Genomic DNA, 26345 nt, shown 5'->3' on the forward strand with positions numbered 1-26345 from the left:
AGTAATCGTTATGATCCCAGTTATATTGTCTGGCGGTTCAGGCACGCGCCTGTGGCCGCTTTCAAGAGCGCTTAAACCAAAGCAGTTTATTGCGCTGCACGGTGACTTGAGTTTGTTTCAAGCCACCTTGGATCGCATCAAGAACCTGTCGATAGAGGGCGAGACCGTCAGCCCGCCGATCATTGTGTGCAACGAAGAACACCGTTTCATCGTGGCCGAGCAAAGTCGATCACTGGACGTGATCCCGCAGAAAATCCTCCTTGAGCCGACCGCCCGCAACACCGCCCCGGCGATTGCGGCGGCAACCCTGTCGGCGCTGGCGGATGGGGACGATCCGATCCTGCTGGTGCTGGCGGCGGACCATGTGATCGGCGATACCCAAGCGTTTAATGCGGCCTTGACGCTGGCCAAGGTGGAAGTCAACAAAGGCAAGATCGTCACCTTCGGGGTTGTGCCCACCAAGCCGGAGACCGGCTACGGCTATATCCGTACTCAAGCGGCTGCGGTGGACGGCGCCGCGCATGTCGATGCCTTCGTGGAAAAGCCCGACCTGGCGACCGCGCAAGGCTACCTGGAACAAGGTAACTACTTCTGGAACAGCGGCATGTTCATGTTCCGCGCCTCGGTGATGAAGGCCGAGCTGGAGCGCCTGAGCCCGGAGATCATGGTGGCCGCGGAACTGTCCCTCTCCAACGCGGCCCATGACCGGGATTTCACCCGGCTCAGCCAGGTGGATTTTGTGAACGCACCCAACGTGTCGATCGATTACGCGGTGATGGAAAAGACCCACATCGCGTCGGTGGTCATCCTCGATTCGCCGTGGAGCGACCTGGGCGCCTGGGACTCAGTGTGGGAAGCGGGCCTCAAGGATCAGAACCAGAACTGCACCCAGGGTGACGTGCTGCTGCAGGACGTCACCAACAGCTATGTGCATGCCAGCCACCGCCTGGTCACGGTTGCAGGGATCAATGATGTGGTGGTCGTCGAGACCGCCGACGCGATTTTGGTGACCACCAAGGATCACGCGCAAGACGTCAAGAAAATAGTCGCGCAGCTGACTGAAAAGCACCGGATCGAGAGCACCAGCCACCGCGAAGTCTATCGGCCGTGGGGCAAATATGACTCGGTGGACCAGGGCTATCGGTACCAGGTGAAGCGGATCACGGTGAAGCCGGGGCACAAGCTGTCGGTGCAACTGCACCACCACCGGGCCGAGCACTGGATCGTGGTGTCCGGCACCGCGAATGTGCAAATCGCCGACAAGCAAGTGCTGCTGACCGAGAACCAGTCCACCTACATCCCCATTGGCGTTGTGCACTCCCTCGAAAACCCGGGGCGAATCCCGCTGGAGCTGATTGAAGTCCAATCGGGCTCGTACCTGGGCGAGGACGACATCATCCGCTTTGAAGACCGCTATGGCCGCCTCGAGCTTGTTTAAAGGAAGATTGAAATGAATGTAACTGTATTTGGAATCGGCTATGTGGGTCTTGTGCAGGCAGCGGTGCTGGCCGACGCGGGGCATGAGGTGTGTTGTGTCGACGTGGACGCGACTAAAGTCGAGAACCTCAAGGCCGGCATTATTCCGATCTTTGAGCCCGGGCTGAGTGCGCTCGTCCAGAAGAACCATGATGCCGGACGCTTGCACTTCACCACCGACGCCCCGCAAGGCGTGCGGCATGGAGAGGTGCAGTTCATCGCCGTGGGCACCCCGCCTGATGACGATGGCAGCGCCGACATCAAGTACGTGCTCTCCGTTGCCGCGACCATTGCGCTCAACATGACCGAGCCGAAGATTATCGTTAACAAGTCCACGGTGCCGGTGGGGACGGCGGACAAGGTCCGGGCGAAGGTGTCCGAGGTGTTGACGTCGCGGGGGCTCGAGGTGGAGTTCCACGTGATCTCGAACCCCGAGTTCCTCAAGGAAGGTTCGGCGGTCGCCGACTGCACCCGGCCCGACCGGATCATCATCGGCAGCGACAGCAGTTACGCCGTGGACCGCATGCGGGAGCTGTATGAACCCTTCAACCGCAACCACGAAAAGATCATCACGATGGACATCAGGAGTGCCGAGCTGACCAAGTACGCGGCCAACTGCCTGCTGGCCACCAAGATTTCCTTCATGAATGAAATGGCCAATTTCGCCGAACGCTTGGGCGCCGACATTGAGGCGGTTCGTAAAGGCATTGGCTCCGATCCACGGATCGGCTACGACTTTATCTACCCAGGCTGCGGTTATGGCGGCTCGTGCTTCCCGAAAGATGTGCAGGCGCTGGAGCGCACCGCGTCGTCGATCGGCTATCAGGCAACGCTGTTGTCTGCCGTCGAGGAAGTCAACAAGCGCCAGAAGCAGCACCTGTTCGGGCATATTCACCACCACTTCGGCGGCCAGCTGGAGGGCAAGACCTTCGCCATCTGGGGCCTGGCCTTCAAGCCCAATACGGATGACATGCGCGAGGCCTCGAGCCGCGTGTTGATCGAACAACTGCGCAGCGTGGGTGCCCGGGTCCAGGCATTCGACCCCGAAGCGATGGCCGAGACCCAGCGCATTTACGGGATGAACGAAGACCTGTTGCTGATGGGCACCAAGGAAGCGGCGTTGCAAGGTGCCGATGCGCTGGTGATCGTGACCGAATGGCGGGAGTTCAAGGCCCCGGACCTGGACTTGATAAAAGAAAAACTGAGCACGCCGGTGATCTTTGACGGCCGCAATATATTTGATCCGCAGCGTATGAAAGCCAATGGTTTCGAGTATTACGGTATTGGTCGCGGGTTATCGGTACGCCCCGTTGTTTAATCCTGACGATTATTAACATTGGTGGTTTGAGCTATCCACAAGTGAGATGATTTCGAGGAGGTTAAGTGCGTGATCCAACAGGATCTTTGCGCAGTTTGCATAGCCTGTTTATCTCCGTTCCATCACTACGCCCTTATTGCATTATTTGATAAGGGGTAAATATCGAGAAGGAGTCTGATATGAGGAAAATACTGTTGGCCGGCGTGCTGGCCTTTAGCAGTACTGCGGCATTGGCGGCAGGTGAAGTCGCGAGCGAGGCCTTGAGCGATGCGGCCGGCGCGAGCGAGCCCCTGTCGTTGAGCACCCCGCTCGTGGGCGGCGTGACGCTCGGTGAAACCGTCGGGGTCGGTACCGCGGTAGTCGGCGCTGCGGCGGCGGCTTCCAACTCGGGCGGCAGTTCCAATGGCGGTACTTCCGGCACCGGCGGCACCACCGGTACAGGCGGTACCACCGGTACCAACTAATAACCCGCAATGTGTGTTGTTCAAGATCACCCGGAACTTCTGGGTGATCTTTTTTAGACTCGCCCTCGACTAGCGTAGTGCCATTATGATTCGTAGGTTACCTGTTCTTTTGCTGGCAAGTTTCAGCTTGCACGGCTGCATGTTTTCGCCTGGTCAACATATGGACACCAGTCAAATGTCCAGTGAGGGTTCTTCCGAAAGTACTCGGGTAGAGTTGATTCCCATCACCCCCAAATTGATTGCCATGGATGCCGCCACGCATGTTCGTGAATCGGTGCCGGCAGAACTGTTGTCTTATGTGCCCGGTGGCTATCGCGTCGGTGCCAATGACCTGTTGTTTATCACGGTTTGGGACCATCCCGAGTTGACGGCACCGTCCGGGCCGCAACAGCAGATCGACGCCAACGGGCGCCTGGTTCGCCCCGATGGCACGTTGTTTTATCCGTATATCGGCAACGTCCCGGTGGCCGGCAAGACCATTGAAGAGCTGCGGGCCTTTATCGCCGGGCGCTTGTCGCAATTTATTGAAAGCCCACAGGTCGACGTCAGCGTCCTGCGGTTTGCCAGCCAGACAGTGGTGGTGACCGGGGCGGTGATCAAGGCCGGGCAACAGCCGATCACCACCACGCCATTGAGCGCCGTCGAGGCTATTGGCGCTGCCGGTGTCGACCCTACGAATGCCGACCTCTCGAGCCTGACCCTGACGCGCGATGGCCGTGAGTACACGCTTGACCTGGACAGCCTCAATCGCCAGGGCTCGCAACTGCAGGGCATCTACCTCAAGGGCGGCGACCGGTTGTACCTGCCCTATAACGACCAGAAACGTGTCTACCTGATGGGCGAAGTCAATCAGCCCCGGGCCCTGAGCTTCAAGGGCAAGTCGATCAACCTGACCGATGCCCTGGGTACCGTAGGCGGCTTGAACCAGACCACTTCCAATGGCAATGCGGTCTATGTGATTCGCGGCGTGGACAACCTGGAAGCCGAACCGGCCAAGGTGTTCCAACTCGATGCCCAATCACCTTCCGCGCTGGTGCTGGCCACCCGGTTCGACTTGCAACCCCAGGACATCGTGTACGTCGGGCCGGCCGGCGTGACGCGCTGGAACCGCCTGATCAGCCAGTTGCTGCCGACCGCCAGTGCCATTGGGATTGGTGCCCGATCGGCCAATGACCTCAGTGAAGTCAACAGCAGATAAGGCGTTATCCCGTGGTGAAAATGTTGCCTACCAGCGCCTGCCTGTCGATGGCGCTCTTGTTGTGCGGGTGTAACCCGTTGATGAGGGCGTCGTGGTACACCCTCGAAACTTCTGTGACGGGCCCGGCCCCGATCAACGTGACCCGCGCCCAGGTCGACGCGGTGCCATACCCGCAGATCCTGGTGACCACCGCCGTCAGCGAGGGCGTGATGGCCATGGCCCGGCGCCGGGGCGACCTGCAGTTCTGGGTCGCTTCCGGCAAGCAAGTGGTGATGATGCGTGACGGCCTGGTGGTACGCACTGTCGGGCTGGGTGTTTCCCTGGATGGCACGCGTTTCAGTGGCGAATCGCCGTTCAAGCGCGGGCTCCAGCATCTGCCCGACGGCTACACCGGCACACGCTGGATCGACCTCTACGACGGCAACCGAATCGGTATCGCGGTCAACAGCCGTTTCAGCAGCCACGGTATCGAGACCCTCCGCATTCTGGACAAGGATTACGCCTTGCTGCGCATCGACGAGCAGGTGGACGCTCCCACCTTGAATTTCCGCGCCACCAACCATTATTGGGTCGACCCGCAGGATGGTTTCATCTGGCGCAGCGAGCAGCATTTGACGCCCCGGTTGGCCCTGAAAATCGTGCAATTGCGTCCCGACCGGGAGGCCGCCCGATGAAGTGTTCGAAGCTTTTATGGCTGGGCCTGTTGCTGATCGGCCCCGGCACTGGCCAGGCGGCCGTTACAGTCAGTGGCGAGGTGCGCAGCCCCGGCGCCTTCGAGGTCAAGCCGGGGGCGCGTTTGCTGGACGTTATTCGTGTGGCCCAACCCAATGCAGAAAGCTACTGGTTGGGCGCCGCGTGGCTGCACCAGTCATTGGTGAGCACGCAGGAACGCTTGAAGGCAGGGGTTTTGTTCGATCTGAAACTGCTGCAACGAGGGGCCTTGCTGGATGACCGTGGCGCCCGGGCGGACTTGAGTGCGCGTCTGTATCGACAGGTCGAACAGTTGCCGGTCACCGGCCGCCAGGTGCAAGTGCTGGACCCGATCGCCGTGGAGACGGGGTTCGCGCGCAACGCATTGCTGGATGACGGGGATCGGCTGGTCTACCCCGTGAGGCCGTCCACCGTGCACGTGCTCGGCGCGGTCGCGCAGTCCTGTGATGTGCCGTACCGGGCCATGCGCGAGGTGCGGGATTATGTTGGCGACTGCACGGTCCTCGATGACGCCGAGCGCGATGATCTGTGGCTGATCCAGCCCGACGGCCAGGTACGGCGCGTGGGCGTGGCGGCGTGGAATCGCGAGGACGGCGTGGTGGCGGCCCCCGGCAGCAGGATCCTGGTGCCGATCCGCAGCGACGACCTTGAGACGCCGACCCCTGATCTCAACCAACAACTGGCCGAGTTTTTCGCCACTCAACCGTTGGCTGAGGTGAACCCTTGAATTTACGTTTTGCGGCTGTACTGCTGTTGCCTTGCGGGTTGGCTCACGGTGACCCCCGTTACACCCAAAATGATTTCGGCGGCGTGGGCCTGCTACAGACCCCCACCGCACGCATGGCCCCGGCGGGAGAGTTGAGCGCCAACGCCAACCGCACCGATCCCTACTCGCGCTACAGTTTTTCCCTGCAACCGTTTGATTGGCTGGAGGGTTCGTTTCGTTATACCGCCATCAGCAACCGCAGGTACGGCGCCGAGGCGTTGAGCGGAAGCCAGAGCTTCAAGGACAAGGCCATCGACTTCAAGGCGCGGCTCTGGGAGGAAAGCCGGTGGGCACCGCAGGTGGCTTTCGGTGCCCGGGACATCGGCGGTACCGGGCTGTTTTCCAGCGAATATTTTGTCGCCAACAAGCGCCACGGCAACCTGGATTTCAGCCTCGGCATCGCCTGGGGCTACCTGGGAAACCGAGGCGACTTCGGCAACCCGCTGTCGGTGTTCGGCAGCAAGTTCAACGACCGGCCCAAGAGCACTGCGGTCGTCGCCAGGGCAGGGGACGTGAACTCCAACGCCTATTTCAGGGGCCGCCCTTCGTTGTTCGGCGGGATCGCCTATCAAACGCCCTGGGAACCCCTGAGCCTGAAACTCGAATACGAGGGCAATGACTACAAGCACGAGCCGTTGGACAACCCGATCAAGCAGGACTCGCCGGTAAACATTGGCGTGGTCTATAAGCTGGCTGACAGCGTCGACCTGAGTGCGGCCTGGGAACGCGGGAATACCGCGATGTTCGGCATCACCCTGCACACCAACTTTGTCAGCCGCAAGGCACCGGTCAAGACCTATGACCCGCCCGCCGAACCGTTGCCGGCGCGCATGCCCACCACCCCGGCCGACCAGGTCAACTGGGCCAACGTCGCCGACAGGCTGCAGCAGAATGCCGGCTACAAGGTGGAGCGCATTGCCCGGCGCGGCTCGGAATTGATGGTATATGGCGAGCAGCAACGCTACTTCTATTCAGCCAAGGCCGTGGGACGCGCCAGCCGGATTCTCGACAACAGCGCCAATCAGGATATCGACTGGTTCACCCTGGTGAACAAGCGCTATGACATGCCCATCGAAGAAACCAGCGTGCCCCGTGACACCTTCCGCGCCTTGGTGAACAACCAGCAGCCGTTGACGGACCTGCACCGTAATACCGAGGTCAATCCGGCGGTTGCCCATCGGGAAACCACGCTCTACAGCGGAAAATCCGAGCCGTTCAACTATGGCCTCGGCCTGGGTTACAAACAGAACATCGGTGGCCCCGACGGCTTGCTTTATCAGTTCACTGCCGACGCCGACGCGGAGTACCGTTTTACCCGCAATACCTGGTGGAGCGGCTTGCTCAGCGCCAACCTGCTGAACAACTACGACAAGTTCACCTACGACGCACCCAGCGGTTTGCCGCGAGTACGCACCGACCTGCGCCAATACATGACCACGTCCGATGTGACGATGCCGAATTTCCAGGTCAACCATGCGCAGCGCCTGGACCGCGACCTGTATGGCATGGTCTACGGCGGCTACCTGGAGTCCATGTACGCCGGGGTGGGCGGCGAGGTGTTGTTCCGGCCGGCGGGCAAGCACTGGTCAGTGGGCGCAGACCTGAACTTCGTGCGCCAGCGTGATTTCAACCAGGGCTTCGGCCTGCGGGATTACCAGACCATCACCGGCCATGTCACCAGCTATACCGAGCTGCCCTATGACACCCTCGCCGCCGTCAGTGTGGGGCGTTACCTGGCGCGGGACTGGGGCACCACCGTCGACATCTCGCGCCAGTTCAAGAACGGCGTGAAGTTTGGTGGCTGGGTGACGCTGACCACCGCCTCGAAGGAAGAATATGGCGAAGGCAGCTTCGACAAGGGCATCTATATTTCCGTCCCCTTCGACGAATTGATGAGCACCTCGACGATGCGTCGGGCCAACGTCGTATGGGCGCCACTGACCCGTGACGGCGGCGCACGCCTGAACCGCGGCTATTCGCTGCAGACCATGACTGACGGGCGTGACAGCGAGTTGTTCTATAACAACTTCGAGAAGATCACGGAGTGACGGTGCGGCATCTGCCGACAAGGTTATCGACTGCCCGGCGTTGAATGCGCCGGGCAGTCGCCAAGCCAGAACGCTACAGCGCCAGGTGCAATGCCGGCGCGCAACACTTGCCTGACTTTCCTCTTTGATGACTATGCGAATGGCCCGGGCCCGGGCGTTGCTGTGGGCGCTATCGTTGCGCCTTGCGGGGAGTGGTGGCGGGGAGGGCGCAAAGCGCGCCTGGTGCCCCGCGCCGCCGATGCAGCGGCACGGGGAAGGGCGGGGTCAGTAGATGTCTTTGGACAGCAGGGTAAACGGCGTCTTGAACAGGATCTTGATGTCCAGCCACAGCGACCAGTTGTTGATATAGCGCAGGTCGATATCGACGCGTTGCTGCATCTTCTCCAGGGTCTCGGTTTCACCCCGGCAGCCATTGACCTGCGCCAGGCCGGTGATGCCGGGCTTGATGCGATGCCGCGCCATGTACGCGCGAATCTTGCCCGAGTAGTAGTCATTGTGGGCGACGGCATGCGGGCGTGGGCCGACCAGTGCCATATGCCCTTGCAGCACGTTGAACAGCTGGGGCAGCTCGTCGATGGAGGTGCGGCGGATAAAGCGCCCTACGGGGGTAATGCGTGAGTCGTTGCGGCTCGCCTGGCGCACTTCGTGGTCGTCATGCACGCGCATCGAGCGGAACTTCCAGACCTTGATCACCTCGCCGTTCCAGCCGTGACGATCCTGCTTGAAAATTACCGGGCCGGGAGAGGTGAGTTTGATCAGCAGGGCGAACAGCAGCAGCAACGGGCTGAGCAGGATGATCGCCAACAGGGCCAGGCTCTTGTCCAGCAGCGACTTGCTCAGTGCTGCGGTCGGCCGGCTGGTCAGCGGGCTTTCATTGAGGAAGATCGCGGGCAATCCATCCACCTCGGCCACGCTGTGGTTGAGCAGCAGCATGTTGTTGAGGTCGGGCACCCAGATCACGTCCACGCTGATCTCCAGCAGGTTGAGGTACAGCGCCTCGATGTGGGTCGCTTCCTGGAGAGAGTGAGTGATGTACAGGCGGCGGATACCGTGCTGGCGGATCAGCGCGGGAAGATCGGGCAAGTCACCGAGGATCTGAGGCTGGGTGCCGGCCTGGGGGGAGGTGGTGCGGGGACCTACGAGACCGACCAGAGGGGAGCGTTTTTGCCTGGCGAGAGTATTGGCCAAGTCGGTTGCAAGTTTTCCCGTACCAATAATCAGCGATTTCTGGCGCTCATGTAGTTGCCGGTGGTAGTACCTGGATAGACTGTGAATGGGAATGTAGCAAAGGGCTAGTATTGGATAGCTGACAGCAGCCCAGAGTAGCAGGATCTCGAAGGGAAACAGCGAACTGGCATTACAGGCTATGCCGACCGCGAACAATATGCCCAGGGTCAATAACCAGCCGGTGAATAATCGTCCCAGCCCAACAAAAAAGTCATCTTTTTTGCTATAGACGTCACATAACATGTAGGCCGGTATAGAGGCCAGTATTGTAATGGCTGCCAATATCCGGTAATGGGATTCCAATTGCCCGGTCTTGAAAAGTACCAGTGAAAACAAAAGTACAACGACCACACTCAGGGCAATTGCCCACTGTCCCCAAAAGGTCAGGCCTTTGGGTGTAAGGTTACGATGCATTCTTCTGTTGTTAAGCATACTTCTGCTCCCTGTGGTATCCACTCACGTGCTGGCAGGTTAAAGCGAGGCGTGGTTTTAATGACTATCAAATGGCAGGCGCACGCGTAGGCGTGCGTATTGATAGTAATAAATGGCAGGGAGCAATGGCTGACGACTTATAACGCGGTCATGTTGTTATAAAATGGCAGATAGAAAGGCGTTCTAATAGGCAGGGTGAATTGTAATTTTTATGAAATAATTATTGTTCTGTGACGTTTGCGCGACTGCTCAGCGGGCTTTTTATTTTTTGTGTCAGGCAGTAGCCACGGTTACGCACCGCGCGGAACAGGCGTTCGCCATCATTCACGCGCTTGAACTTGTCCTGCAATCGGCTAAGGCACATTTCAAGCCCGCGATAGAGGTCGGGCTCACGTCCGATGTTGCGGATAAGTTCTTCCTTGCTGACCACACGTTCTTCATGGTTCAACATTTTCTTGATCAATGCCGACTCAATAGTGGTCAAGGAAATGCGTAGCCCACCTTTCACCAGCGCACGATCTTGCTGGGTAAGTAGCCAGACATCGGGGCCGCGTAATGCAGAGGATGAGTTAACTGTTTCCGCGGTGGTGTTATTCAGGTCCGTGTGTGTGACGTCTGATTTTAGAGCCGTGATGTTAGGTTTTTTTGATGCGTCGTAAAGTTGTCGGGTCAGCCGATTACTGGCTTCGTAAAGTCTTTTGGCGGCGACATAGTTACTGAGCCACAGATTGAAATTCTGCTCTTTGGTAACGGCGTAGGAACTGGTCGAAGCGTCCGATGTTTTTTCCACGGTTTCGATCAGCGGCCCGCTGTCGACGTCGTAATGTAAAAATGCCACATTTGGCGTGAAATCGTGCAGTGCGATTGACGGGTACGTCGATGTAAATGTGTGTTTCTTGAGAGAACTCATGGCATTCACCGATTCCAGGAAAGTACGGGGGTTCATAAACTATCAGCAGGGGAGAAGTAGGGGCCCTGAAAATAGTCAAAAGGCAAGCGTCTGGCGAGAAGTGCGCTGTCGGCGTGCTCGACGTTGTCGGCGATGAAGGAGACCCGGGTGGTGCTCATCAGCCCCAGCATCTGGTCGTAAAGCCGGTCGAACAGGCCCGAGCGGGTGTTCAGACTGAGCCTGAGGGCCGAGTCTGGAAAAGGCATTTTTATATAGTCATAAAGACTCAAGTCGATCAGCAGGTCGGTGTTTTTTGTATTTAATGTGTAATTGTTATAGGCAAGCTTCAGGTTGCTCTGGTCTTTCAGGCTATACAGTTGACGGATCATGCTCCGGCGTTCCAGCGGGCCCGGAAGGGTGTCCAGTGTATTTTCAACGCTGACAATGAGTTGTTGTCTGTTTTTTTCCAGCGTGTGTGAAGTATCGATAATTTCCTTGAGCAGGTCCTCATTCATCAACAGCGATTGCTCAATTCGGAAAAACTTGTGGAGGCCCGGGCTTTTATCCGCGCGCAAACGTTTACTTGTGCGGGCAAATGAACTCGGCCTGGCATGTTGCAGGGCTTCGCTGTAGGCGTCTTTAAGTTGTTCGGAATAAAACGGGCAGGCGTCATCACGCGGGCTGTCGAGCGCAGGCCCGGCGTGGACGCGGATCTCACTGCCCCACAGCGTGCAACTTCGTTCAAGTATCGCTTGCCGCGAAAAAGTGAAGCAGGCTGACGCCTCACGTAATAAGGTTCCGCTATTCACGGTTCGACCGCTCCCTGACGGGGTGGATATGATTAACCGAAGCCAGCCCTCTGCTTAGTTTGTAGCCGTAACCGCGAATGCTCTGAATTATATTGCTTCCGTAATGTGATTTTATTTTGCCACGTAACCGGCTAATCGATTTTTCGAGGGCCCTTGAATCATAAAATCGGGGATTCAGCCCCATTACCACGGCGATTTCATCATGGCTGAGCAATCGATTATGAATGAGCGCTTCCAGTACTTTCATTTCGACAAAGGACACTTCGAGCTTTTTGCCACCCCCGTAGATGCACATGCGGTCCTGATCGAGTAGCAAATCAGTATTACTTAGCCAGTATGTCTCGCTGAGGAACGCGGCAAACAGGGCAAGTTTTTTCTCGGGCGAGCTCTCGACGACCTTTATGCAGTAATCGGCGCCTGCGAGATAATATTTGGTTTTGCTTAGTGTAGTGGCGAAGGTGACAACCAGGAAAATGGTGCTGCCAGGATTTTCCGATCTGGTTTTTTTAATGATGTCCAGCGTTTGGGTGCTGGCAGAGGGGGTGTCGATCTCTATGATGATGGCACGGTAATGTCCATGGCTTGCATAGGGACCGATTAGTTGGCCGTAGGAGCGTGTATCGACTTTTAGATTTTTCGGTACAGTACGAACTATAAGCTCGCTGAAGTCCTCGGATTTCGATGGGGTCCGTGCAATAGCGAGGACGTTGGAAAAATGCATCACGTTGCTCCCTTTTCCGGCATGCGAGGCCGTCAATTCAATCGCTGCAGGCGTTTAGATGTTAATCGAATTGAATACGCCAAAACGTGACAAATTTTAACATTCGGCACTTTATTTGCGGGGGGTAAGGCGGATTTCAGGCGGGTGTTGAGAGCGGGTTTGTGGACCGGGGTACTCATATGCTAGTGCAAATTTTTTAGTGTGCGATAAGTATTTTAGGCAGGTTGATTTTTTTTGGCTGGAATGATTTAAGCCTTCTAGTCCCTTAGCTCTAAAAATGCTTATACGTGACTATTTATAATAATCCAGCAAGGCGATAGCGGGCGTCGTGTGCTGGGGGATGCTCGCGCGGTCGGCCAGGTAGCGCGCCGGCGGTTGGCCGATGGCCTTGCGGAACATGGTGATAAAGCCGCTGGCGTTTTCATAGCCAAGGTCCAGCGCCACCGTCTGCACACTTTCGCCTTTCGCCAGGCGCTGCAGTGACAGAATCACATGCAGTTGCCTGCGCCAGCGGCCGAAACTCAGGCCGATCTCCTCCAGCAACAAGCGCGTCATGCTGCGTTCGCTCATGCCGATGCGTACGGCCCATTCGCCCAGGGTGGCCTTGTCGCTGGGGTTGGCCAGCAAACTGTCGGCCAGGCGCCGCAGCCGAGTGTCCCGGGGCATGGGCAGGTGCAGGGCCTCCACCGGTGCCAGTGCCAGTTCGTCCAGCAGCGTGGCCACCAACCGGCCCTGGGCGCCCTCGGTGTCGTACAACGGCGGGAAGCTGACGGCCTTGCTGATCAATTCGTGTAACAACGGCGATACCGCCAGGGTGCAGCATTGCCGGGGCAGGGCGCCGGCGGCGTCGGGGTCGACCAACAGACAGTAGATATCCGCTGCCCCCGACCCGCGCGCGGCATGGGAAAGGCCGCCCGGAATCCACAACGCGCACTGGGGGGGCACGATCCAGATACCTTCTTCGATGACGCAATGAATCACCCCGCGCAACGTGTACATCAACTGGCCCTTGCGGTGCTGGTGCGGTGCGTGCTCCCAACTCGCAGAGGTGCTTGAGGCGCTCACTGCAACCACCGCACGGGGAATTGCATCGGCGAGGGCCGGGCGCAAGGGGTCACGGGTTTCGAGGCGGTGGTTGTACATGGCGGCGCGGCGTCTTGGCTGGAATGCGAAACATTCTGGCCATTCTGTGCAATGGCGTCCAGTGATGGCATGGCTATCATGAGAAACATTCTCGTTAAAGGAGCTTCCCATGCAACTCGACAGTTCAACATTCCCCGTGGTGAAAATCGTGTTTGACGCCCCGAGCGACACTCCCCCGCAAGATACCTTTGGCGCATTCGAGGCCTTGTTGCAGCGCGAGGAACCCTTCGTCCTGCTGCACGAGAAAGCCGTGGATGAAAGCACTCACGAGCACTCCCACGAAGAGCGCAAACAGGCCTCGATCTGGATGAAGAAGCACAAGGTGGCCCTGCGTACTTTCGTCAAAGGCATGATCCAGGTGGAGCCCAGCGCAGCCAAGCGGCTGGCGCTCAAGCCGTTTGCCGTGATGTTCGGCAAGGCGTGGGGCTACCCGTTGCTGGTGGTGGAATCCACGGATCAGGCCTGGGCATTGGCGCGGGATGTGCTGGATACCCAGGTGTCGGATGTGGCGCACTATTGAGTGTGGGGCGCTGCCGTGCTGTCGCGTACTGTGAGTTCGAACGGCACCACTACCTGACGCTCCGGCAGCGGCGTTTTCTCGATCAGTGCGATGAGCATCTCGACGGCCTTGCGGCCGAAGATTTCGGCAGGCTGGGCAATAGTGGTCAGCGGCGGGTCGCAGTAGGCCGCGAAGGGGATGTCATCAAAGCCCACCAGGGAAATATCCTGGGGCACGCGCAGGCCCTGTTGCTTGATGCGCTTCAAGGCGCCAATGGCCATTTCGTCGTTCTCGCAGAACAGCGCAGTGGGCCGCTCGGGCAGGGCGAGCATGTTGCCTGCGCCCTCGAAACCGGCGTGCAGGGTGAAGTCGCCGTGGCAGATAAGCGCCGGGTCGCGGGGGATGCCCGCCGCGAGCAAGGCATCTTCATAACCGGCCACGCGGTCACGGGTCAGTGGGCTGCTTTTCGGGCCTTTGATCAAGCCGATGCGGCGGTGGCCGAGGTCGATCAAGTGCTGGGTCATGGCCCGGGCGGCGCCACGGTTGTCGAGGCTGATGGTGGGGTGGCGACCGTCCTGGATCACCTCGCAGGCGTTCACCAGTGGCGGTGAGTCGCTGCAGTCGCTGAACGGGTCCGAGGCCCGCAACTGAATCACACCATCGGCCTGATGGGCGTGGACCAGTTCGGCGAACTGTTTTTCGATTTCTGCCTGGCCCCGGGTGTCGCACAACAGCAATCGATAACCCGATGCCTGCGCCGCTTGCTGTGCACCGCTGATGACCCGGGCGAAAAACGTGTTGGCAATCGCCGGCACCAAGATCACCAGGTTGCCGGTGCGCCGCGAACGGAATTGCACCGCCATGCGGTTCGGCCGGTAGCCGGTCTGTTCCACGGCGGCGTTGACCTTGTCGCGGGTCTCGGGCAACACGCGTTCAGGGCTGGCCAGGGTCCTGGACACGGTGGCCACCGAGACCCCGGCCAGCCGGGCGACTTCACGAATATTGGACAAGACCACCTCGTTATCAGAACAGCAGCCTGCAAGTTTACCGCAGTCGGGGTTTGACACCGCGAGCAACCAGGCCTAAATTTCCGGCACGATGTAACCGGTTACATCATGATCGGTAATTGCCCATAAAGAGAAGACTTGCGATGACGGCTGCTGTGCAAAAAATAAGAATGGGCTTTGTTGGCGGCGGCGAAGGCGCCTTCATCGGCCAGGCTCACCGCCAGGCGGCGGGGCTGGATGGGTGTTATGAACTGGTGTGCGGTGCCTTCAGCCGTGAGCCCGAGAACAACCGGAGCACTGGCAATGCGCTGGGCCTGCCCGCGTCCCGCTGTTACAGCGAATGGCAGCAGATGCTCGCCGCCGAACAGGCACTCCCGGCCGAGCAGCGCATGCAGCTGCTGGTGATCGTCACCCCCAATCATCTGCATGCACCGATTGCGACCCAGGCGCTGCAGGCGGGCTTCCACGTGTTCAGCGAGAAGCCGGCCGCGCTCAATCTTGCTGAAGTGCAGGCGCTGGCAGACGTTGTCAAAAACAGTTCCGGGCTTTATGGGCTGGCACACACCTACCTGGGCTACCCGATGGTTTGGCAGGCCCGCGACATGGTGCGCAATGGCGTGATCGGCGCGTTGCGCAAAGTGATCGTCGAGTACCCACAAGGCTGGCTCAGCCAGGACGTGGCCGGGCAGGGCAATAAACAGGCGGACTGGCGCAGCCGGCCCGAACTCTCGGGACTGGGCGGCTGCATCGGCGACATCGGCACCCACGCCTTTTCCCTGGCCGAGTTCATCGCCGACCAACCGATCGAACAGCTTTGCGCGAACCTGGGCATCCATGTACCCGGCCGGCAACTGGATGACGATGCCGCCATGCTGTTCAAGATGGCCTCCGGCGCCAGCGGCGTGCTGATCGCCAGCCAAGTGTGTGCCGGTGAAGAGAACCCGCTGAAGATCCGCCTCTATGGCGACAAGGGCGGCCTGGAATGGCGCCAGGAAGAACCCGCCAGTCTGATCCATCGTTCCCTCGACCAACCGCTGCGCATCCTGCGTTCCGGCGTCGGCCAGCCCTGGCTGTGCGACGCGGCATTGCAGCGCATGCGCCTGCCCGCCGGGCATCCCGAGGGTTACCTGGAAGCCATGGCCAACCTCTACCGCGACTTCGCCAAGGCCATTCGCCAGGGCACCGAGGCCGTTGGCGTACCCGGCATCGAAGTCGGCGTGCGCGGCATGGCCTTTATCGAAGCCGTGATCGCCAACCATCACGGCGAGGCGAAGTGGACCACCTTGGCGAACCACCCATGAAGGAGACTACAGACATGCGCGGCCCAGGCATTTTTCTCGCCCAGTTCATCTCGGACGAAGCGCCTTTCGACACCCTGGCCAACATCGCCCAATGGGCGGCATCCCAGGGCTACAAGGCGATCCAGTTGCCCACACTCGGCACCCGCTACATTGACCTGGCCCGCGCTGCAGAAAGCCAGGCCTACTGCGATGAACTCAAGGCGACCTGCGCCCATGCGGGCGTCGAAATCAGCGAGCTATCGACCCACCTGCAGGGCCAACTTGTGGCCGTGCACCCGGCATTCGACACGCTGTTCGACGACTTCGCCCCGGCCCATCTGCGCGGCCAGCCCCAGGCACGGACCGAGTGGGCCATCGACCAATTGAAACTCGCCGCCCGCGCCAGCCAGCGCCTTGGCTTGACGGCCCACGCGACCTTCTCCGGCGCGCTGCTCTGGCCGTACATCTACCCCTGGCCACAACGCCCCAGCGGCCTGGTGGAGCAAGGCTTTGCCGAGTTGGCCAAGCGCTGGCTGCCGATTCTCGATTGCTTCGAGGCGGCCGGCGTCGACCTGTGCTACGAAATCCACCCCGGCGAAGACCTTCACGACGGCGCCTCTTTCGAGCGCTTCCTCGAAGCCGTCGACCACCATCCCCGGGCCAACATTCTCTACGACCCCAGCCACCTGCTGCTGCAGCAAATGGATTACCTGGGCTTCATCGACCGCTACCACGCGCGCATCCGCATGTTCCACGTCAAGGACGCCGAGTTTCGCCCCGACGCGCGCTCCGGCGTGTATGGCGGCTACCAAGGATGGGTCGACCGCCCTGGCCGTTTTCGCTCATTGGGCGATGGCCAGATCGACTTCAAATCGATCTTCAGCAAGCTCACCCAGTACGACTTCCACGGCTGGGCCGTGCTGGAGTGGGAGTGCTGCCTGAAGGACGCGCAACAAGGCGCGGCAGAAGGGGCGGAGTTCATCCGCCAGCACATGATCCGCAAGACCAGCAAGGCATTCGATGACTTCGCCGGCGTGACATCCGACGAGCAATCCAACCGACGGCTGCTGGGCCTGCCCGACGCCTGAACAGCGCTTCTGACTCAAAATAACAATAAAACGGTGACCACAATGAAAGCGCGACTGAGCGTCATGATGTTCCTGCAATTCTTCATCTGGGGCGGCTGGTTCGTCACCCTCGGCACCTTCCTCGCCAGCAACCTGGGGGCCAGCGGCGGGCAGATCGGCATGGCGTTTTCCACCCAGTCGTGGGGGGCGATCATCGCCCCGTTTATCATCGGCCTGATCGCCGACCGCTACTTCAACGCCGAGCGCATCCTGGCGGTGCTGCACCTGATCGGCGCGGTGCTGCTGTACCAGCTGTACCGCGCGCCGGACTTCGTCGGCTTTTATCCCTACGTGCTGGCATACATGGTCATCTACATGCCGACCCTGGCACTGGTGAACTCGGTGGCCTTCCGGCAAATGAGCGACCCGGCCCAGGAGTTTTCGCGCATCCGTGTGTGGGGCACCCTGGGCTGGATTGTTGCGGGGCTGGTGATCAGCTTTGTGTTCGCCTGGGATTCGCAGCAGTCGATCACCACGGGCGCGTTGCGCAACACCTTCCTGATGTCTGCCATCGCGTCAGTGGTGCTGGGTTTCTACAGCTTCACCTTGCCGCGTACCGCGCCCTTGAAAGCCGAGGCGGGCAAGGGTGATATCAAGCAACTGCTGGGGCTGGATGCGCTGGGGTTGCTCAAGGATCGTAGCTACCTGGTGTTCTTCATCGCCTCGATCCTGATCTGCATTCCCCTGGCGTTCTACTACCAGAACGCCAACCCGTTTCTCGCGGAAATCGGCGTGACCAACCCCACGGCAAAAATGGCCATTGGGCAAGTGTCCGAGGTGCTGTTCATGCTGCTATTGCCGCTGTTCATCCAGCGTTTTGGCATCAAGGTCGCGCTGTTGGTGGGCATGCTGGCGTGGGCGCTGCGCTATGCACTGTTCGCCTACGGCAATAATGGCGAGCTGGCCTTCATGCTGTTTACCGGGATTGCGCTGCATGGCATCTGCTATGACTTCTTCTTTGTCTCGGGGCAGATCTACACCGACGCGAAAGCGCCGGAGCGCTTCAGGAGTTCGGCGCAGGGGCTGATTACCCTGGCCACGTACGGTGTGGGCATGTTGATTGGGTTCTGGGTGGCAGGGCAGGTGACCGACCACTATGTGGCGGCGGGTGGCAGCCATGACTGGCGCAGCATCTGGTTGTTTCCGGCGGGTTTTGCGCTGGTGATCTTTTTTTGTTTTTCGCTGGCGTTCAAGGGGCGGGAGCGGGTGCCAGCAGAGCCGGCTGATTGACGCATGGCGCCCGCAAAGCGGCGTTGCGCAGCGTTGGTATCGCGCTAGAATGGCCCGGCGCAGCGAGTCGACTGTGCGGCCAGAATGTTTGAAGGAGACGCTAATTGCTGTGCAACCAGTGCGAAGAAGAACACCGGATTGACGAGATGGAGCTGGCGTTTCGACGTCCCGATGCCGTTATGGCGCTATCGCAAGACGACAGAGAGAGTGGGGTCCAGGAGAACAATGACCTGGCCATCATCGGCGGTAAGCAATTTTTCATTCGTGCGTTGCTGCCATTGCCGGTGCTGGGTCGCGAGGAGGTTTTTCACATCGGTATTTGGGTCAGAATCGAGCAGTTGGATTTTGAGCGGGTTTACGAACTCTGGGATGACCCGCAGCAATCAAGCGAACCACCGTTTTCGGTGACGATTGCCAATGACATCCCGGGTCTGCCTGCAACATGTGGGCTCCCCGCCATGCTGAACCTGACTGACCCGGCTAACCGGCCAAAGGTGACGCTGATCGCGAGTAACCATCCGCTGTCGTTTGAGCAATGCCGAGGCATTACGGCGCATCGTGCACACGAATATGTGGTGTGGACACGTTGACGCCACTGCCAGTAGAGACCATAAGAAACGCTGCGACCGAATGCCCGACTCTTCATGGATCGACCAACAGTTAAAGTCTGGATAAACGAAGACCTCGTTGTGCGCGCCTGCGCGTTTCTACCCCCTGGGTTTCAGGTATCCTCCGCGCCCGCCAATCACTATTTTCCAAACCATGCCAGAACACAACATGCAGGCCCTGTTGGAGTCGATTCTCGACGAAGTCCGTCCACTGATCGGCCTCGGCAAGGTCGCCGACTACATCCCCGCGCTCGCCGACGTGCCGGCCCAGCAACTGGGCATTGCCGTGTATGGCAATGACGGCTCGTCCTACTGCGCGGGCGATGCCCACACCTTGTTCTCCGTACAGAGCATCTCCAAGGTATTCAGCCTGGTGCAGGCCATCGACCATGGCGGCGAGAGCATCTGGCAACGCCTGGGCCACGAACCTTCGGGGCAGCCGTTCAACTCCATGGTGCAGCTGGAGTTCGAGCGTGGGCGGCCACGCAACCCGTTTATCAACGCCGGTGCGCTGGTGATCTGCGACATCAACCAATCGCGCTTTGCCGTGCCTATTTTGTCCATGCGTGATTTTGTGCGGCGGCTGTCGGGCAATCCGCAGATTCTGGTCAACAGTGTCGTGGCTGAATCCGAAGCCCAGCACGGTGCGCGCAATGCGGCGATGGCGTACCTGATGAAGTCCTTCGGCAACTTCCACAATGACGTGGATGCAGTGCTGCACAGCTACTTCAACTACTGCGCGTTGCAGATGAGCTGCCTGGACCTGGCCAAGGCATTTTGCTTCCTGGCGAATGAGGGGGTGTGCACCCACAGCGGCGAGCAGATTCTGACGGCGCGCCAGACCAAGCAAGTGAACTCGATCATGGCCACCAGCGGGCTGTATGACGAGGCGGGGAATTTTGCGTATCGCGTCGGGTTGCCGGGAAAGAGCGGGGTAGGCGGCGGGATTCTCGCGGTGGTGCCGGGGCAGTTTACGGTGTGCGTGTGGTCGCCGGAGTTGAATGCGGCAGGCAATTCGCTGGCGGGGATGAAGGCGTTGGAGTTGTTGAGCGAGCGGATCGGATGGTCGGTTTTTTGAAGAGACTTGATCGCTCCCACGCTCTGCGTGGGAGCGCAGCCCTGGACGCTCCGCGTCTGCCTTTGTGACGCGGAGCGTCACGGTCTGCATTCCCACGCGGAGCGTGGGAACGAGCTCAGCGCGGGCTGGTTTGCGCGCATCGATCCAGCGCTTTGTCGACCAGCATCTGCACACCTTCCAGCATCCGGCAAATGCCCAGCGCCACGTTGCGCTGGGTACCATCGACTTCGAAGGCCAGGTGAGCGGCGATGACATTGATCGACGCCAGGTCTTGCGAGGCATTGGCCAGCAAGGTTTCTGTGTCCAGGTCCTTACGCACGGTAAACAATCCATCGAACGGTAGCTCGGTGGGTTCAGGCGGTTGGGGTTGGGCGTCAGGTTTCAGATAGTGGTGAATGGCGCGGTAAGCGGCTTCTTGAAGCCGGTCGGTATGCGGTGGGGGATTTGGGCTGTCTTTAATCATGGTGAAGCTCCTTTGTGAATGGAGCTGCCACGATTCGCGGTCAAACGATTAGGGTGGCAGCTATACGCGGGTTGACCGACCGGCCCAAAGAACAAAACCGGCATACCCGAAGGTATCCCGCGTACAGCTGCCGCGACACAATACATCAGGCGTAAAAAAAACGCCCAAGATCGGTTTTGGCGCAGTTGTTCTATGGTTGCGGACGGTCAAATCCGGTCGCTGAATTGGCAGCGACTGCGGGAGGTTAGTCAGCCCGGGTCCGACCGACAACCTGAAACAGTTGTCGGAAAAATCCGAGCATGTCTCCCTCAGTCAGAGACGGTCCATGTCGCACAATCGTGTGGTCCTGGCCACCGCCAAGTCGGTGCTCCGGCTATTGATCGCTCCCACGCTCTGCGTGGGAGCGCTGCCCTGGACGCTCTGCGTCTGCCTTTGTGACGCGGAGCGTCACGGTCTGCATTCCCACGCGGAGCGTGGGAACGAGCTTAAAATCCGAGTGCGTCTCCCTGTCGAGGAGAGTGCTGCTACCATCGACGCAATCCCTCATCAGTCAGAGACAATCCATGTTGCCTAATCGCGTGGTCCAGGCCGCCGCCAAGTCGGTGCTGCAGCAGCTCGTTACGCGGATCACGCCACAGTCCACCGAAGCCTCCATCGCCGAAATGGCGACGCAGATGCTCGCGGATTCCGGCTATCCGCAGACCTGGTATTACGACTGCCCGGCCTTCGTATTGCTGGGTTCGCGCAGTGCGCTTTCGGTGTCGGGACGCGACTATCGGCCCAGTGATGAAGCCGTTGGTTTACACAATCTGATCACGGTGGATTTGAGCCCGAGAGCAGGCAATGTGTGGGGCGACTGTGCCCGCTCTTTCTATGTGGAGGAGGGCGTGTGCCGGGCGGTGCCGGTGGGGGCCGAGTTCAGCAGGGGTTATGAAGTCGAGCACCTGCTACACGCGATGATGCGCACATTCGCCCGGCCTGAAACCACGTTCAACGATCTCCACGCGTTCGCCAATGACCTGATCGCATCCGAGGGTTTCGAGAACCTCGATTTCGCCGGCAACGTCGGCCACAGCATCTGCGAGCAGCGTGACCAAAGGCTCTACATCGAGGCGGGCAATCATCGGCGCCTGGAGGAGGTGACGTGCTTTACCTTCGAGCCGCATGCTCGCGAGCGAGGCGGTCGCTGGGGCTACAAGCATGAAAATATCTATTTCTTCAGTGATGAGGGAAAGGTCTGCGAGCTTTGACGAAGGCGCCGGTCTCCTGAGGACACGCGGCGCCTTCGGTTTTTTCGCGAGCAAGCTCGCTCCTACAGGGAGAGGCGATCCAGCAGGCTGTACCACGCCACGCCCGCGCCGATGTAGAAGCGTTGCAAGCCATGCAGTGGCAACCGCTGCAAAGGCGTTACCGGGTAAGCGAAGTCGGAGCGGCTGTCACACAGGCGCCCGGCCAGTTGCTGGCCGAGGCTGGTGCACAAGGCAATCCCGCGCCCGTTGCAGCCCAGTGCCAGGGTCAGCCCCGGTGCAGGCTCGTGGACGTGAGGCATAAAGTCCCGGGTGATCGCGATCCGGCCCGCCCAGCGGTACTCGAAGTCCAGCTTGCCCAACTGGGGAAACAACAGTGCCAGCGAGCGCTCCAGGTGCGCAAAATCTGCGGGCCCGGTGGGATCTTCGAACAACCCGCGCCCGCCCATCAGCAGGCGACCGTGGGCGTCCTTGCGAAAGTACAGCAGCAGCCGTTGGGCGGTTGAGACGGTTTCCTGCCCCGGCAAAATGCTCTCGGCCGCAGGCCCGCTCAAGGGCCGGGTGGCGACGATAAAACTGTTGGCCGCGAGCACACTCTGGGCCATGCCGGGCCACAAGTCGCCGCTGTAGCCGTTGGTGGCCAGTACCACTTGGCCGGCCGACACCTGCGCGCCGCTCGCGGTCTGCAACTTCCAGCCCGCGCCCGCCTGTTGCATCGCGGTCACTGCGCTCTGCCCATGAATGCGCACGCCCGCCGCCTGGGCTGCACGCACCAGGCCCCGAGCATAGGCCAAGGGTTGGATGGCGCCCGCGCGACCGTCCAGCCAGCCACCGGCAAACGCCTGGCTGCCCATGCGGGCGGACACCGCGCCGGCATCCAGGCGCTGCACCGGCACCCCGCGACGTGCCCACTGTTCGGCCCGGGCGTGCAGGCCCGCCACGCCTTTTTCGGAATAGGAAACCTGCATCCAGCCCTTGCGTGTGGGCGCACAGTCGATGCCATGGCGCTCGATCAGGTTGAACACCAGGTCGGCAGAGTTGGACACGGTGTTGATCAGTGGCTCGGCGCGCTCGGCACCGTACATCTGCACCAGTTGATCCGGGTCGTATTTGAGTGTCGGGTTGACCTGCCCGCCATTGCGCCCGGACGCGCCCCAGCCGGGCTCGTTGGCCTCCAGCACGCACACGCTCACGCCGCGCTCCGCCAGGTGCAGCGCCGTGGACAAGCCGGTATACCCGGCGCCGACGATGGCCACGTCCACCTTCAATGACTCAGCCAACGCGGGTGTTTGCGGTGCAGCGGGCGCCGTCGCGGCCCAGAGTGACTTCATGGCAGGCTCCGGGTGTTGGCCGTCGGGTGCAGCACGCGGCGCAGGAAGTCCTGGGTGCGCGGTTGTTGCGGGTTGCCCAGCACCTGCTCGGCCGGCCCGCTCTCCACGATGTAGCCGCCGTGCAGGAAGCACACGCGGTCGGCCACTTCCCGGGCAAAGCCCATTTCGTGGGTCACCACGATCATGGTCATGCCTTCGTCGGCGAGGGTGCGCATGACCTCCAGCACATCGCCCACCAGTTCCGGGTCGAGGGCCGAAGTGGGTTCGTCGAACAGCATGGCGTCGGGTTTCATCGCCAGTGCGCGGGCGATGGCCACCCGCTGTTGCTGGCCGCCGGAGAGTTGTTCCGGGTAGGCATCGGCCTTGGCCGACAGGCCGACTTTATCCAGCAGCGCCAAGGCTTCTTCCCGGGCCTGTTGCAGCGGTTCGCCCTTGACGTACACCGGGCCTTCCATCACGTTTTCCAGCACGGTGCGATGGGGGAACAGGTTGAAGCGCTGGAACACCATGCCCATGCGGCTGCGCAGGGCGTGTACGGTCTTGCTGCCACGTTGCACGGTTTCGCCGAACACGTTGATGGTGCCGCCATCGTAGGCTTCCAGGGCGTTGATGCAGCGCAGCAAGGTGGATTTGCCCGAGCCGGACGGGCCGATCAGGCACACCACTTCGCCCTTGGCCACGTCCAGGTCGACGCCGTGCAGCACGCGATGGGTGCCGTAGTGCTTTTGCAGTTGGCGAATCTCGATCATGCTTTTTTCCTCCGGCCCAGGTGCTGTTCCATGCGGCGCAGGCCATACACCAGCGGCAGGCTCATCAGCAGGTAGAGCAGGGCGACCAGGGTGTAGACGGTCATGTTCTGGAAGGTGGACGAGGCGATCAGTTGGCCCTGGCGCGTCATCTCGGCCACGGTGATGGTCGACACCAGCGATGAGTCCTTGAGCATCATCACCAGGGTGTTGCCGTAGGGCGGCAAGGCGATGCGAAACGCCTGGGGCAGGATTACCCGGCGCATCATCAGCACCGAGCGCATGCCCAGGGCTTCGGCGGCTTCACGCTGGCCCTGTTCGACGGCGATGATGCCGGTACGGAAGTTCTCCGCCTGGTACGCCGAGTAGGCGATGCCCATGCCGATCACACCCGCCTGGAATGCACTGAGGTGCACGCCCATGTCCGGCAACACGAAGTAGATGTAGAACAGCTGCACGATGATCGGCAGGCCGCGAATCACATTGATCACGGTGCTCGCCGCCCACGACAGCGCCTTGATCGGCGACAGTTTGAGCAGCGCCAGCACCAGGCCGATCGCGCTGCTGAGCAGGAACGACAGCACGGTGATCTGGATCGTCACCCAGGCGCCTTGCAGCAGGATCGGCAGGAAGTCCCGGGCATTTTGCAGGAATTCAGCCGGGTTCATGGCTGCACCTGGGCATCAAGCCCCCACTTCTTCAGGATCGCGTCCAGGGTGCCGTCGGCCTTGATGCTGGCGATGGCCTGGTTCAGGCGTGCGAGGGTTTCGCTGTCGCCTTTGCGCACCACCAGGCACACCTCGCCGACGTTGACCGGCTTGTAGTCGGCGGCGAGCTTCACGCCCTTGAACAGCTTCTGGCGGATCTGGTACGCCACCACCGGCTGGTCACCCACGGCGGCCTTGATGCGGCCCAGGCTCAGGTCGCGGACCATTTCGCCGATGGAGTCGTAGGTGCGGATTTCCTTGAAGATCCCCAGCTTGTTGAGCATGTCGTAGAAGATCGTGCCGGCTTGTACGCCCACTACCTGGTCCTTCAAGGAGCTGAGGTCGGTATAGGTCGCGTTGTCGTCGGCACTCACGATCAGCCCTTCACCGTAGGCGTACACCGGCGCGCTGAAGTCCACTACTTGAGCACGCTCCGGGGTCTTGAGCATGCCGGCGGCGATGAAGTCGAGCTTGCCCGAGGTGAGGGACGGGATCAGCGCGGCAAAGTTGGTCTGCTCGATTTCGCTGGTGAAGCCACCGGCCTTGCCTACGGCATTGGCGACGTCGACCATCACGCCCTGGATGCTGTTGCTCTTGATGTCGAGGAAGGTGAACGGCGAACCGCTGGCCGTTGCACCGACTTTGTACGAGGCTGCACCGGCGGCGTGCACGGTGGCCACGCAAAAGGTGGCGCAAAGACCGAAGGCGAGGCGGCGAAACAAGGGCGAAAGACTGTTCATCGGGTTACTCCAGAAGGAAAACGGATCGTCAGTACCGCGAGCGGTTACCGAGCAAACCGCAAGCTCTGTGCCATTTCGATTAAACAAAATCGTTTTACGCTATGGAAATTGAACAAAATGAACCATTCGTATCGGTATGCGATTTTTAGTGGTCGAATTTCGCGATTTCGTGTAGAAATATCGCCACGCTTGATCGACCTGACCGCGAGTTCGCCATGTCCGAAGAACGCAACAGCTTGCACAACCAATCCCTGGAAAAAGGCCTGTCGGTGCTCAAGGCATTCAGCGCCCAGCGCCGCAGCATGAGCCTTGCAGAGGTGGCCGAGGCCGCCGGCATGACCAAAAGCTCGGCCCAGCGCATGGTGTTTACCCTCGAGAGCCTGGGTTACCTTCGGAAACACTCGCGCACCCGTCATTACCAACTCACACCACGGGTGCTGGAGTTGGGCTTCAGTTATCTGGATGCGCATTCGCTGATTGAAGTGGCCAACCCGTTCCTCTCGGAATTGACCCGCCTGACGGGAGAAACCTCGTGCCTGACCGAGCCTGCGGGTTACGACATGACGTATATCGCGCGGTTTGTCAGCTCGGGCTTCGTGCCGGTACACATGCCGATTGGCTCGCGGGTGCCGATGTATTGCACGGCGTCGGGGCGCGCGTATCTGAGTGCGTTGCCGCAGGATGAGGCGCTGGCATTGATCGAGCACAGCCAGCGGGTGGCGCACACCAGCCAGACGTTGACTGAGGTCGACAGGATCATGGAGTCGTTGCAGCAGGTGCGCGAGCAGGGCTATGCGGTGAATGGCCAGGAACTGTTCCTGGGGGACATGACCATCGGCGCGCCGGTGCTGGGGGCGAACGGTCGGCCGGTGGCGGCGGTGCATGTGGTGGCGCCGACCAGTCGCTGGAGCCGGGCGGATGCAGAGAAGCAGTTGGCGCCGGCGTTGTTGCAGTGCTCAAGGGCGTTGAGCAATTCGGCGCGTAACCTGGAGTAACCCGCTCTCAAGAACACAGCAAATCCAAAATGTGGGAGCGGGCTTGCTCGCGAATGCGGTGTATCAGTCGCCAGATGCAGTGACT

26 protein-coding genes are annotated in these 26345 nt (G+C 60.2%); 15 read left to right on the forward strand and 11 right to left on the reverse strand.

What is annotated here, in order from left to right; all coding sequences use genetic code 11:
• Positions 1-10: 10 nt before the first annotated feature.
• From ACW9I6_RS10620 to ACW9I6_RS10650, 7 genes are all read left to right on the forward strand, one after another.
• Positions 11-1438 (forward strand): mannose-1-phosphate guanylyltransferase/mannose-6-phosphate isomerase, encoded by a 1428-nt coding sequence (locus ACW9I6_RS10620; protein WP_457339267.1) that lies wholly within the window; start codon positions 11-13, stop codon positions 1436-1438.
• Between the two features lie 12 nt (positions 1439-1450).
• Positions 1451-2794: a UDP-glucose dehydrogenase family protein gene (locus tag ACW9I6_RS10625; RefSeq protein WP_457339268.1), complete on the forward strand. Its 1344-nt coding sequence runs from the start codon at positions 1451-1453 to the stop codon at positions 2792-2794.
• 179 nt (positions 2795-2973) lie between these two features.
• Positions 2974-3258, forward strand: a complete 285-nt coding sequence (locus ACW9I6_RS10630) for a hypothetical protein (protein WP_003211359.1) — start codon at positions 2974-2976, stop codon at positions 3256-3258.
• A gap of 85 nt (positions 3259-3343) precedes the next feature.
• A complete protein-coding gene (locus ACW9I6_RS10635) occupies positions 3344-4456 on the forward strand; it encodes a polysaccharide export protein (RefSeq protein ID WP_143495494.1) in 1113 nt (370 codons plus the stop codon).
• Positions 4457-4470: 14 nt separating this feature from the next.
• On the forward strand, positions 4471-5130 hold the full coding sequence (locus ACW9I6_RS10640) for a YjbF family lipoprotein (RefSeq protein ID WP_032899416.1): 660 nt from the start codon (positions 4471-4473) through the stop codon (positions 5128-5130).
• A complete protein-coding gene (locus tag ACW9I6_RS10645; RefSeq protein WP_457339269.1) occupies positions 5127-5894 on the forward strand; it encodes a capsule biosynthesis GfcC family protein in 768 nt (255 codons plus the stop codon). The genes ACW9I6_RS10640 and ACW9I6_RS10645 overlap by 4 nt, the downstream gene beginning before the upstream one ends.
• Complete coding sequence (locus ACW9I6_RS10650; RefSeq protein ID WP_457339270.1) at positions 5891-7981, forward strand: YjbH domain-containing protein; 2091 nt, start codon at positions 5891-5893, stop codon at positions 7979-7981. Before ACW9I6_RS10645 ends, ACW9I6_RS10650 begins: the two co-directional genes overlap by 4 nt.
• Before the next feature lie 264 nt (positions 7982-8245).
• On the opposite strand, the gene ACW9I6_RS10655 is transcribed toward ACW9I6_RS10650, so the two are convergent.
• The 5 genes from ACW9I6_RS10655 to ACW9I6_RS10675 form a co-directional block, all read right to left on the reverse strand.
• Entirely contained in the window at positions 8246-9640 is a 1395-nt protein-coding gene (locus ACW9I6_RS10655; RefSeq protein WP_087694227.1) for an undecaprenyl-phosphate glucose phosphotransferase, read from the reverse strand.
• Between the two features lie 220 nt (positions 9641-9860).
• Positions 9861-10550, reverse strand: a complete 690-nt coding sequence (locus ACW9I6_RS10660) for a winged helix-turn-helix domain-containing protein (RefSeq protein ID WP_003211376.1) — start codon at positions 10548-10550, stop codon at positions 9861-9863.
• Between the two features lie 32 nt (positions 10551-10582).
• Positions 10583-11338 (reverse strand): hypothetical protein, encoded by a 756-nt coding sequence (locus tag ACW9I6_RS10665; RefSeq protein WP_457339271.1) that lies wholly within the window; start codon positions 11336-11338, stop codon positions 10583-10585.
• Entirely contained in the window at positions 11331-12059 is a 729-nt protein-coding gene (locus ACW9I6_RS10670) for a winged helix-turn-helix domain-containing protein (protein WP_003211381.1), read from the reverse strand. Before ACW9I6_RS10670 ends, ACW9I6_RS10665 begins: the two co-directional genes overlap by 8 nt.
• 291 nt (positions 12060-12350) lie before the next feature.
• Positions 12351-13202: an AraC family transcriptional regulator gene (locus ACW9I6_RS10675; protein ID WP_003211383.1), complete on the reverse strand. Its 852-nt coding sequence runs from the start codon at positions 13200-13202 to the stop codon at positions 12351-12353.
• A 109-nt stretch (positions 13203-13311) separates the two neighbouring features.
• Between ACW9I6_RS10675 and ACW9I6_RS10680 the strand changes: the two genes are divergently transcribed.
• A complete protein-coding gene (locus ACW9I6_RS10680) occupies positions 13312-13722 on the forward strand; it encodes a hypothetical protein (protein WP_003211385.1) in 411 nt (136 codons plus the stop codon).
• On the opposite strand, the gene ACW9I6_RS10685 is transcribed toward ACW9I6_RS10680, so the two are convergent.
• The gene (locus tag ACW9I6_RS10685; protein ID WP_457339272.1) at positions 13716-14711 is read right to left on the reverse strand and encodes a LacI family DNA-binding transcriptional regulator; all 996 of its coding nucleotides are present in this window, start codon (positions 14709-14711) and stop codon (positions 13716-13718) included. The genes ACW9I6_RS10680 and ACW9I6_RS10685 overlap by 7 nt on opposite strands.
• 167 nt (positions 14712-14878) lie before the next feature.
• On the opposite strand from ACW9I6_RS10685, the gene ACW9I6_RS10690 reads away from it, so the two are divergent.
• From ACW9I6_RS10690 to glsB, 5 genes are all read left to right on the forward strand, one after another.
• A complete protein-coding gene (locus ACW9I6_RS10690) occupies positions 14879-16009 on the forward strand; it encodes a Gfo/Idh/MocA family protein (RefSeq protein WP_457339274.1) in 1131 nt (376 codons plus the stop codon).
• A gap of 14 nt (positions 16010-16023) precedes the next feature.
• Complete coding sequence (locus tag ACW9I6_RS10695; RefSeq protein WP_087694231.1) at positions 16024-17076, forward strand: sugar phosphate isomerase/epimerase family protein; 1053 nt, start codon at positions 16024-16026, stop codon at positions 17074-17076.
• Positions 17077-17118: 42 nt separating this feature from the next.
• Positions 17119-18345, forward strand: a complete 1227-nt coding sequence (locus tag ACW9I6_RS10700; RefSeq protein ID WP_177022015.1) for a nucleoside permease — start codon at positions 17119-17121, stop codon at positions 18343-18345.
• 104 nt (positions 18346-18449) lie between these two features.
• On the forward strand, positions 18450-18935 hold the full coding sequence (locus tag ACW9I6_RS10705; RefSeq protein WP_003211394.1) for a DUF2199 domain-containing protein: 486 nt from the start codon (positions 18450-18452) through the stop codon (positions 18933-18935).
• Between the two features lie 187 nt (positions 18936-19122).
• Positions 19123-20031 carry a glutaminase B gene (glsB, locus tag ACW9I6_RS10710; RefSeq protein WP_457339273.1) on the forward strand — a complete coding sequence of 303 codons (909 nt, stop codon included), beginning with the start codon at positions 19123-19125 and terminating at the stop codon, positions 20029-20031.
• 115 nt (positions 20032-20146) lie between these two features.
• On the opposite strand, the gene ACW9I6_RS10715 is transcribed toward glsB, so the two are convergent.
• Positions 20147-20494: a DUF6124 family protein gene (locus ACW9I6_RS10715; RefSeq protein ID WP_219407161.1), complete on the reverse strand. Its 348-nt coding sequence runs from the start codon at positions 20492-20494 to the stop codon at positions 20147-20149.
• Between the two features lie 563 nt (positions 20495-21057).
• Here ACW9I6_RS10715 and ACW9I6_RS10720 point away from each other — a divergent pair.
• Positions 21058-21744, forward strand: coding sequence for a M24 family metallopeptidase (locus ACW9I6_RS10720; RefSeq protein WP_087694233.1), 687 nt, complete (start codon positions 21058-21060; stop codon positions 21742-21744).
• Between the two features lie 62 nt (positions 21745-21806).
• On the opposite strand, the gene ACW9I6_RS10725 is transcribed toward ACW9I6_RS10720, so the two are convergent.
• Genes ACW9I6_RS10725 through ACW9I6_RS10740 form a run of 4 tightly spaced genes read right to left on the reverse strand, consistent with a single transcriptional unit; the run spans position 21807 to position 25265 of the window.
• Positions 21807-23072 (reverse strand): NAD(P)/FAD-dependent oxidoreductase, encoded by a 1266-nt coding sequence (locus ACW9I6_RS10725; RefSeq protein WP_177022012.1) that lies wholly within the window; start codon positions 23070-23072, stop codon positions 21807-21809.
• On the reverse strand, positions 23069-23821 hold the full coding sequence (locus ACW9I6_RS10730; RefSeq protein WP_087694235.1) for an amino acid ABC transporter ATP-binding protein: 753 nt from the start codon (positions 23819-23821) through the stop codon (positions 23069-23071). Before ACW9I6_RS10730 ends, ACW9I6_RS10725 begins: the two co-directional genes overlap by 4 nt.
• Entirely contained in the window at positions 23818-24486 is a 669-nt protein-coding gene (ehuD, locus tag ACW9I6_RS10735) for an ectoine/hydroxyectoine ABC transporter permease subunit EhuD (RefSeq protein ID WP_003211406.1), read from the reverse strand. Before ehuD ends, ACW9I6_RS10730 begins: the two co-directional genes overlap by 4 nt.
• Positions 24483-25265: an ABC transporter substrate-binding protein gene (locus tag ACW9I6_RS10740; RefSeq protein WP_003211407.1), complete on the reverse strand. Its 783-nt coding sequence runs from the start codon at positions 25263-25265 to the stop codon at positions 24483-24485. The genes ehuD and ACW9I6_RS10740 overlap by 4 nt, the downstream gene beginning before the upstream one ends.
• A 215-nt stretch (positions 25266-25480) precedes the next feature.
• Here ACW9I6_RS10740 and ACW9I6_RS10745 point away from each other — a divergent pair, with 215 nt between their 5' ends.
• Complete coding sequence (locus ACW9I6_RS10745; RefSeq protein WP_008435411.1) at positions 25481-26260, forward strand: IclR family transcriptional regulator; 780 nt, start codon at positions 25481-25483, stop codon at positions 26258-26260.
• Positions 26261-26345: the final 85 nt, after the last annotated feature.

This window comes from Pseudomonas sp. SDO5522_S412 (assembly GCF_054071215.1).

Bases quoted from the DNA above. Each gene is read 5' to 3' on its own strand.
- ACW9I6_RS10715 (WP_219407161.1), bottom strand. From the start codon at position 20,494: ATGATTAAAGACAGCCCAAATCCCCCACCGCATACCGACCGGCTTCAA.
- ACW9I6_RS10675 (WP_003211383.1), bottom strand. From the start codon at position 13,202: ATGTACAACCACCGCCTCGAAACCCGTGACCCCTTGCGCCCGGCCCTC.
- ACW9I6_RS10630 (WP_003211359.1), top strand. From the start codon at position 2,974: ATGAGGAAAATACTGTTGGCCGGCGTGCTGGCCTTTAGCAGTACTGCG.
- ACW9I6_RS10625 (WP_457339268.1), top strand. From the start codon at position 1,451: ATGAATGTAACTGTATTTGGAATCGGCTATGTGGGTCTTGTGCAGGCA.
- ACW9I6_RS10620 (WP_457339267.1), top strand. From the start codon at position 11: ATGATCCCAGTTATATTGTCTGGCGGTTCAGGCACGCGCCTGTGGCCG.
- ACW9I6_RS10700 (WP_177022015.1), top strand. From the start codon at position 17,119: ATGAAAGCGCGACTGAGCGTCATGATGTTCCTGCAATTCTTCATCTGG.
- glsB (WP_457339273.1), top strand. From the start codon at position 19,123: ATGCAGGCCCTGTTGGAGTCGATTCTCGACGAAGTCCGTCCACTGATC.
- ACW9I6_RS10660 (WP_003211376.1), bottom strand. From the start codon at position 10,550: ATGAGTTCTCTCAAGAAACACACATTTACATCGACGTACCCGTCAATC.
- ehuD (WP_003211406.1), bottom strand. From the start codon at position 24,486: ATGAACCCGGCTGAATTCCTGCAAAATGCCCGGGACTTCCTGCCGATC.
- ACW9I6_RS10725 (WP_177022012.1), bottom strand. From the start codon at position 23,072: ATGAAGTCACTCTGGGCCGCGACGGCGCCCGCTGCACCGCAAACACCC.
- ACW9I6_RS10645 (WP_457339269.1), top strand. From the start codon at position 5,127: ATGAAGTGTTCGAAGCTTTTATGGCTGGGCCTGTTGCTGATCGGCCCC.
- ACW9I6_RS10720 (WP_087694233.1), top strand. From the start codon at position 21,058: ATGTTGCCTAATCGCGTGGTCCAGGCCGCCGCCAAGTCGGTGCTGCAG.
- ACW9I6_RS10690 (WP_457339274.1), top strand. From the start codon at position 14,879: ATGGGCTTTGTTGGCGGCGGCGAAGGCGCCTTCATCGGCCAGGCTCAC.
- ACW9I6_RS10730 (WP_087694235.1), bottom strand. From the start codon at position 23,821: ATGATCGAGATTCGCCAACTGCAAAAGCACTACGGCACCCATCGCGTG.
- ACW9I6_RS10695 (WP_087694231.1), top strand. From the start codon at position 16,024: ATGCGCGGCCCAGGCATTTTTCTCGCCCAGTTCATCTCGGACGAAGCG.
- ACW9I6_RS10635 (WP_143495494.1), top strand. From the start codon at position 3,344: ATGATTCGTAGGTTACCTGTTCTTTTGCTGGCAAGTTTCAGCTTGCAC.
- ACW9I6_RS10740 (WP_003211407.1), bottom strand. From the start codon at position 25,265: ATGAACAGTCTTTCGCCCTTGTTTCGCCGCCTCGCCTTCGGTCTTTGC.
- ACW9I6_RS10745 (WP_008435411.1), top strand. From the start codon at position 25,481: ATGTCCGAAGAACGCAACAGCTTGCACAACCAATCCCTGGAAAAAGGC.
- ACW9I6_RS10670 (WP_003211381.1), bottom strand. From the start codon at position 12,059: ATGCATTTTTCCAACGTCCTCGCTATTGCACGGACCCCATCGAAATCC.
- ACW9I6_RS10680 (WP_003211385.1), top strand. From the start codon at position 13,312: ATGCAACTCGACAGTTCAACATTCCCCGTGGTGAAAATCGTGTTTGAC.
- ACW9I6_RS10655 (WP_087694227.1), bottom strand. From the start codon at position 9,640: ATGCTTAACAACAGAAGAATGCATCGTAACCTTACACCCAAAGGCCTG.